The organism is Trinickia soli, assembly GCF_002879855.1.
Classification (GTDB): domain Bacteria; phylum Pseudomonadota; class Gammaproteobacteria; order Burkholderiales; family Burkholderiaceae; genus Trinickia; species Trinickia soli.
The window spans coordinates 122,694-129,715 of the sequence record NZ_PNYB01000018.1; the positions used below are offsets into that span (position 1 = coordinate 122,694).

5 protein-coding genes and 1 pseudogene are annotated in these 7,022 nt (G+C 62.9%); 3 read left to right on the forward strand and 3 right to left on the reverse strand.

Annotated elements, in window-relative coordinates; all coding sequences use genetic code 11:
- Positions 1–96: 96 nt before the first annotated feature.
- Positions 97–1,074 carry a flagellar motor protein MotB gene (motB, locus tag C0Z19_RS20020; protein ID WP_102611575.1) on the reverse strand — a complete coding sequence of 326 codons (978 nt, stop codon included), beginning with the start codon at positions 1,072–1,074 and terminating at the stop codon, positions 97–99.
- Positions 1,075–1,092: 18 nt separating this feature from the next.
- On the reverse strand, positions 1,093–1,971 hold the full coding sequence (motA, locus tag C0Z19_RS20025) for a flagellar motor stator protein MotA (RefSeq protein WP_102611576.1): 879 nt from the start codon (positions 1,969–1,971) through the stop codon (positions 1,093–1,095).
- Positions 1,972–2,567: 596 nt separating this feature from the next.
- On the opposite strand from motA, the pseudogene mrdA reads away from it, so the two are divergent.
- Positions 2,568–4,439: pseudogene (gene mrdA, locus C0Z19_RS20030) on the forward strand (penicillin-binding protein 2); the annotation flags it as partial.
- Between the two features lie 14 nt (positions 4,440–4,453).
- Here the strand turns inward: mrdA and C0Z19_RS20035 are convergent.
- A complete protein-coding gene (locus C0Z19_RS20035; RefSeq protein ID WP_199180788.1) occupies positions 4,454–5,041 on the reverse strand; it encodes a hydrolase in 588 nt (195 codons plus the stop codon).
- Between the two features lie 188 nt (positions 5,042–5,229).
- On the opposite strand from C0Z19_RS20035, the gene C0Z19_RS20040 reads away from it, so the two are divergent.
- Positions 5,230–6,024, forward strand: a complete 795-nt coding sequence (locus tag C0Z19_RS20040) for a TetR/AcrR family transcriptional regulator (RefSeq protein WP_158243031.1) — start codon at positions 5,230–5,232, stop codon at positions 6,022–6,024.
- 109 nt (positions 6,025–6,133) lie between these two features.
- Positions 6,134–6,874, forward strand: a complete 741-nt coding sequence (locus C0Z19_RS20045) for a FadR/GntR family transcriptional regulator (protein ID WP_102611579.1) — start codon at positions 6,134–6,136, stop codon at positions 6,872–6,874.
- Positions 6,875–7,022 lie beyond the last annotated feature (148 nt).

Below are 7,022 nucleotides of genomic sequence, written 5' to 3' on the forward strand. Positions count from 1 at the left end.
GCGCATTCGGGCGCATCCGATCATCAACGCCCTCCTGGCCTCAATCCGGCGCGTCGACGCATCGCACCCGATGCGCCGCCTTGCGCTACGACGCTTTCATCGGGCGGCTACGGGCCGCATCGCCACGGGCTTCACCGCGTTTTGCAGCGTCGGCGCGGCCGGCTGCGTATCGTCGATGGAAGTCGCCCTGCCGCCATCCTTGAAGAACGCCTGCTCGGCTGCCTTGTTCATCACGAGGATGCTGATGCGCCGGTTCGTCGGTGCGTTGGTATCGTTCCCCTGCAGCGGCTGCACGTCGGCCAGCCCGCGCACTTGCAGCACCTTATCGAGCCGCATGCCGCCCGTGACGAGCGCGCGACGCGCCGCATTGGCCCGTTCGGAGGACAGCTCCCAGTTCGTGTAGCCGTCCTCGCCCCCGCCGTACGGGACATCGTCGGTGTGCCCGGCGATCGAAATAGGGTTCTCGACGTCGTTCAGCGTCCCGCCGATCTGCGAGAGAATCGTCACGGCATACGGTTGCAGCTTCGTGCTGCCGAGCGCGAACATCGGCCGCTTCTGCGAATCGACGATTTCGATGCGCAGCCCTTCGGCCGTAATCGAAATGCGGATCTGGTCCTTGTACGCGTTCAGCGCCGGCACATGCTCGATCAGCGACGTCAGCTTCTGCTTCAACTGCTGTAATCGCTGCGAATCGTCCTGAACGGGCTGCACGGTCGGGGCCTGCACGGCGGGATTGGGCTGCGCCATTGCAGCCACGCCCGGCCGGGTATCGGAAATATCATGCCCGCCGCCCTGAACGATGCTCGGGCGCGTGGCATCGGAGCTTTCCTTGCCCGAGAACAACGCCGACAGCGGCGTATTGAAGTATTGGGAAATGCCTTCCTTGTCGTACTTCGAAGTCGATCCAAGCAACCACATCAGCAGAAAGAACGCCATCATCGCGGTGACGAAGTCGGCATAGGCGATCTTCCATGCGCCGCCGTGATGGCCTTCATGGTCGCCGCCCTTCCTGCGTCGAACGACGATGCTCATCGGCCGCTTGTCGGCGGCCTCTTTGGAGAGTCTGTCACCCATCGCTGCATGCGCCCTTGATTATGACGAAGTGGCCGGCTTCGAGACCTTGGTCGCGCGCACCGTGTCGTCGAGTTCCTTGAAGGTCGGGCGATCGTTCGTGAACAACACCTTGCGGCCGAACTCGACGGCCACCGAAGGCGCATAGCCGCTCAGCGATGCGAGCAGCACAGCCTTCACGCACTGGAACGGCTTCGAAGCGGCGCGCCCCTTCGCATGCAACAGATCGGCCAGGGGCCCGATGAATCCATACGACAGCAAAATGCCGAGGAACGTGCCGACGAGCGCGGCTGCGATCATCTCGCCGAGAATGGCCGGCGGCGCGCCGACGGACCCCATCGTATGCACGACGCCCATGACGGCCGCTACGATGCCGAATGCCGGCAGGCCGTCGGCCATTTTTTGCAGCGCGTTGGCGACGACCGATTCTTCGGCGTGATGTGTCGTCAGTTCCTCGTCCATCAGGTCCTGCATTTCGAGGACGTTGATGTTGCCCGTCGACATCATGCGCAGATAGTCGGTGATGAAATCGAGCAGATGATGATCGCCCGAGATCGTCGGATACTTTTGGAACAGCGGACTCTGTTCGGGCGCATCGACATCGCCTTCGAGCGCCATCATCCCTTCCTTGCGGGCCTTCTGCATGAGTTCATAGAGCAGCGCGATCAATTCCAGGTATTTGGCCTTGTCGTAGCGCGGGCCTTTGAAGCACGCCGGCAAGCTGGCGATGGTCTTCTTCAACGTGGTGACCGGGTTGGCCACGACGAACGCGCCGAAGGCCGCGCCGAAAATACACATGAGCTCGAACGGCTGAAGCAGTGCATACAAGTGCCCGCCCTCGCCGACGAAGCTGCCGATCACGGCGCCGAGCACCAAGAGCCACCCAATTGCGACAAACATAATTTCTCCCAAAGCGCCAAGCTGCGCTTCGCACGGGGCGCCGGCGCGGGTGCGCACGGGCGCGATGCAAGGCGAACGAATCGTTCGTAGTCCTATCGATTGTTCGAACGCAAGCAGCTCGACGAAGGCGGTAGGTTTTTACCGATGCCGATTTCGGCGATCCTGCGACGACACCGCGAGGTCAGATATTCGTTCATGCCTTGCTAACGGCGTGGGGAGGCGATAGCTAAAGGGCAGGCATCACTGAATAAACGGGGACGTACCGAACAGTCGACGCGCGTTCGGTATCGATGACCGATCCGCCAAGATCTTGATTTGGGTCAATGGCGATACAGGGACACCCGGTTATTGGCGTCGAACCGGATTCCGCTTCTGCGCGTAAATCGGTCTGAGTTTCGCTTCGTCTTGCTCGTGCATGGCCAAATCATGTCGAGAATCGCGCAACCTTGACCATCGACGTCACCGTCATTGATGTGGACGCCCTATTTGGGCAGTCACCATCCGCATTTCCTGTCGCTTAATCCCGTTACCAGCCCCGCCACAACCACCCCGATTCAAAAGGACCCGCATCAATGCACGAGAGAGCGCCATCGCCGATTCATCACCACGCCGATGCGCAATCCCGCCCCGCATCGTTCCGCACGCGCCTCGTCCTCGCCGGCTTGTTCGCGCTCGCGGGTTTCGCGTTGCTTGGTTGGCGCATGCTTCATCTTCAACTCGTGCACGGCGCCCGATACGCGCTGCAGGCAGACGGCAATCGCATTGCCGTTGCGCCGATCGAACCCGCCCGCGGCGCGATCCTCGATCGCAACGGTGTGGTCCTCGCGCACAATCAATTCACGCATACGCTGGAAATCACGCTGTCGCAACTCGATGACACCGTCGACCACGTCATCGATGAATTGGCGACGCTCGTTTCCATCAACCACGCCGATCGCGCCCGTTTCCACAAGTTGCGCAACGACTATAAGCGCATGGACGCCGTGCCGATTCGCTCCGGGCTCACCGACGAGGAAGTCGCTCGTTTCACCGCGCAGCGTTTCCGCTTTCCCGGCGTCGATGTCGGCGTGCAAACCTTTCGGCACTATCCCCTCGGCAGCACGGCCGCCCACGTCGTCGGTTACGTCGGGCGAATATCGGACCCCGATCGCACGCGAATCGCCGCGCTCAGCGACAAGAACGGAACGACATCCGATGCTTACGATCCCCGCCGCGACGCAAACAATTACAGCGGCGCAGACAGCATCGGCAAAATCGGCGTCGAGCAACACTATGAGACCGAACTGCGCGGGTTGACCGGCTTCGAGCAAGTCGAAACGACCGCCGGCGGCCGCCCCGTGCGGACGCTGTCAAGGACGCCCTCATCGCCGGGTAACAACCTGGTACTGTCGATCGACGCCGGCCTGCAACGATACGCCGAGCAAACCTTCGCGGGACGGCGCGGCGCGTTGGTGGCGATCGAGCCCGCTACCGGCGAGATCCTCGCCTTCGTCTCCGCGCCAGCCTTCGATCCGAACGCGTTCGTCGGCGGCATCGATCAATCGACGTGGAGTGCACTGAGCCAATCGCCCGATCACCCATTGCTGAATCGGCCGCTTCAAGGCATCTATCCGCCCGGCTCTACGTACAAGCCATTCATGGCGCTGGCGGCGCTTACGCTCGGCGCGCGCACGCCGCAGTGGGCCTTCCTCGATCCCGGCCACTACAAGGTCGGCAACCAGGTCTTTCGCAACGACGTGCCGACGGGCCACGGGCGGGTCGATCTGCACCGGGCGATCACCGTGTCGAACAACACCTATTTCTACATGCTCGCGCATGAAATGGGCGTGGATGCGATTGCGCAGTTCATGAAACCGTGGAGCTTCGGCCAACTCACCGGCATCGACATCGCAGGCGAAGCGCGCGGCGTGCTGCCTTCGACCGAATGGAAGCGGCAGGCGTTTCCACGCCAGCCTCAGTGGTACGAAGGCGATACCGTCAGCCTTGGCAACGGTCAGGGGTACAACGCGTTCACGATTCTGCAACTTGCCCATGCCGTGGCGACACTCGCGAACGACGGCGTTGCCATGACGCCGCGCCTCGTGCGCGCGATCGAGAACCCGCGCTCGGGCGAGCGCACGGCCAGGGCCCCGTTGGAGCGCGCGAGGATCGACGTGCGCCAGCAGGATCTCGACATCGTCAAGCGCGCCATGCAGGATGCGAACATGCATCGCAGCGGCACCGCCTATGGAACGTTCAAAGATGCCCCGTTCTCGTCGGCCGGTAAGACCGGCACCTCGCAGGTGTTCTCGCTGCGCGGTGCGCAGTATCGGAAAGATGTCGTCGCAGAGCACTTGCGCGATCACGCGCTGTATGTCGGCTACGCGCCGGCCGAGCAGCCGCGTATCGCCGTGGCGGTCATCATCGAGAACGGCGGATGGGGACGGGTCGCCGCGCCCGTCGCGCGCGAAGTGATGGCGCGGTGGCTCGCGCAAGACGGCGCCTAGGCGCCGAATGCCGCAAGCACCTGGTCCGTCGAGCGGACATGGCCGAGCCGCGGGAAGATGAAGCGAACCGATGCCTCATGCTGCTCCGCGGATGCACAGCTCATCGCATCTTCGACCAGCACGAGCGAGTAGGTGCGCTCGAATGCTGCGCGCGCCGTCGACTCCACCCCGATGTTCGTCGAAATGCCGCCGAGCACGATCGTGCGAACGCCGCGACGACGCAGTTGCAAATCGAACTCCGTGCCGTAAAAGGCATTCCATTGCCGCTTCGTAATCAGAATATCGCGCTCACTCACGCCAAGCTCGGCCGGAAACGTCCACCAATTCGCGGGCAATCCGTTCGCTGGCGCCGGCGACGGCTGATCGACACTCTGTCGCAGCCAGTCGCCGAGATCGGGGCTTGGCCCGACACGCACGAACACGATCGGCGCGCGTGCTTCCCGAAAGCGTTTGATGAGCCGCGTGCTTGCCTCGAGCACGGCGTCGCTCGTGCGCGGGCCCTTGGCGAACGGCAGAATGCCCTCCTGTAGATCAATGAGGACGAGTGCGGTGGTATGTGGATCGATAGTGTTCATGAGGTTCATGATCGATGCGTTGGGTCCGGTTATGCAGCAGACAATCGATTCGACACGTGTCGAATCAACATTGATCGAGATGTATCAACGTGAATCGAGTCGACGCGCTCAGCCCTCGACCTCAACTCAAAGATTGAGATCGACCGATAAAACGAGTCTAATTGCGAGGCTGGCCTCACAAAATGGAGTATATGAGGATGCCCTCACAAAACGCAAGCGGAGCGAAGGACGAAATCCGCACCGACGCCAAGCCGCCCCGGCGCGAACGGGGCCGCGCACGCGTTGCCGCGCTGCTCGATGCGGCCGGCTTGGAGTTCGCCGAAAAAGGTTACGAGGCTGCGACGATGACAGCGGTCGCGGCGCGCGCGGGCGCTTCGATCGGTTCGCTCTACCAGTTTTTCCCGACGAAAGAAGCGCTCGCTCACGCACTACTCGACACGTATGTCACAACGTTGATCGACGGTTTCCGGCGCTTGCAGGAAGCGGCGCCGACGCTCGATGGGGCCGCACTCGCGCATCGATTGGCGCGCGCGCTGCTGGCATTCCGGGCGGCGCATCCGGCGTTCGCGCCGCTCGTCGAAGTTCACGGCGGCTCGTTTCCACGCGCCGCAAGCGTGCGCGAACGGCTGCGAGGCGAAATCGCCGAGGTGCTGCGCGCGAAAGCGCCAGCGCTGAAACCGGCAGAAGCCCACGTGTGCGCCGCCGTGGTTCAGCAACTCATGAAGGCAGCCGTCGCTGTTCATGGCGAAGCGTCGCTGACTCATCGCGCGGCCGTGGTCGACGAGCTCGAACGCCTGCTGTGCATGTATCTCGAGGATATGTTGGCGAAGGCGAAGGCCAAGGCGACTTTCAGCGCCGCCCGCGAATCGGCGTCAACGTCAACATCAACGTCCGAGAGCAATCCGAAGATGAAACCAAATCAAAAGCCGAGGCCAACGCCAAAGCCCGAGTCCCAGGCGAAGCCGCGCTCCCGTCGCAAGCCGCCGGCATAACCGGCCGCGCCTTGCCTTCCAACACGCCGACCTCATGCGTCCGGCGCCCCATGATCACGCGGCTATAATGGGTGCGATTTCGTACCGAGCCGTCTCGAAGAGGTAACCGATGTCCGCATCGCCCCTCGCCGCCCCGCAGCGGCGCGCCCGCAATCTCGCCGAGTTTGTCGTCAGCCGATTGACGGAGCAGATCGAAACGAGCGCGCTCAAGCCCGGCGACAAGCTGCCCACCGAATCGCAGTTGATGGAGACGATGCACGTCAGCCGCACCGTCATTCGCGAAGCGATCTCGCGCTTGCAGGCGGCAAAGATGATCGAGACGCGTCACGGCATCGGCAGCTTCGTGCTCGAATCGCGTGGCAAGCAGCTCGACATCGACATGATCCCGGCCACGACGCTGCGCGACGTGCTCTCGATTCTCGAATTGCGCATCAGCCTCGAAACCGAATGTGCGGGTCTCGCCGCGCAGCGCGCCCAGCCCGATGATGTCGCTCGCATCCGCGCCGCACTCGACGCATTGAACGCGGCTCGCGATATGGGGCGCGGCAGCGTCGATTCCGATTTGAAGTTTCACATCGCAGTGGCTCGTGCGACGGGCAACCGCTACTTCGTCGACATCCTCACGCAACTGGGCACCGCGCTCATTCCGCGCGAGCGCATCGATTCGGCCGGGATCGCCGACGAAGATCCGCAAGCCTATCTTTCGCACGTCAACCGCGAGCACGAAAGCATCCTCGACGCAATCGCCCGGCACGACGCCGAAAGCGCACGCGCCGCCATGCGCATGCATTTGTCGAACAGCCGCGAACGCCTTCGCCTCGCTTACAAACGCACGAGCGGGAAGGCGTAGCGCTTAGGCGCAGTCGGCCGTTGCGCAGACCCGACACCGCGCGCCGGACGATTCGACGCCCCGGCTGATTCAACCGGCATCGCTTGGGATACGTCGCCGGTTCGACGAATCAAAACAGGGTAGCCCCCCAACCTGCCTCTCCCCCTCC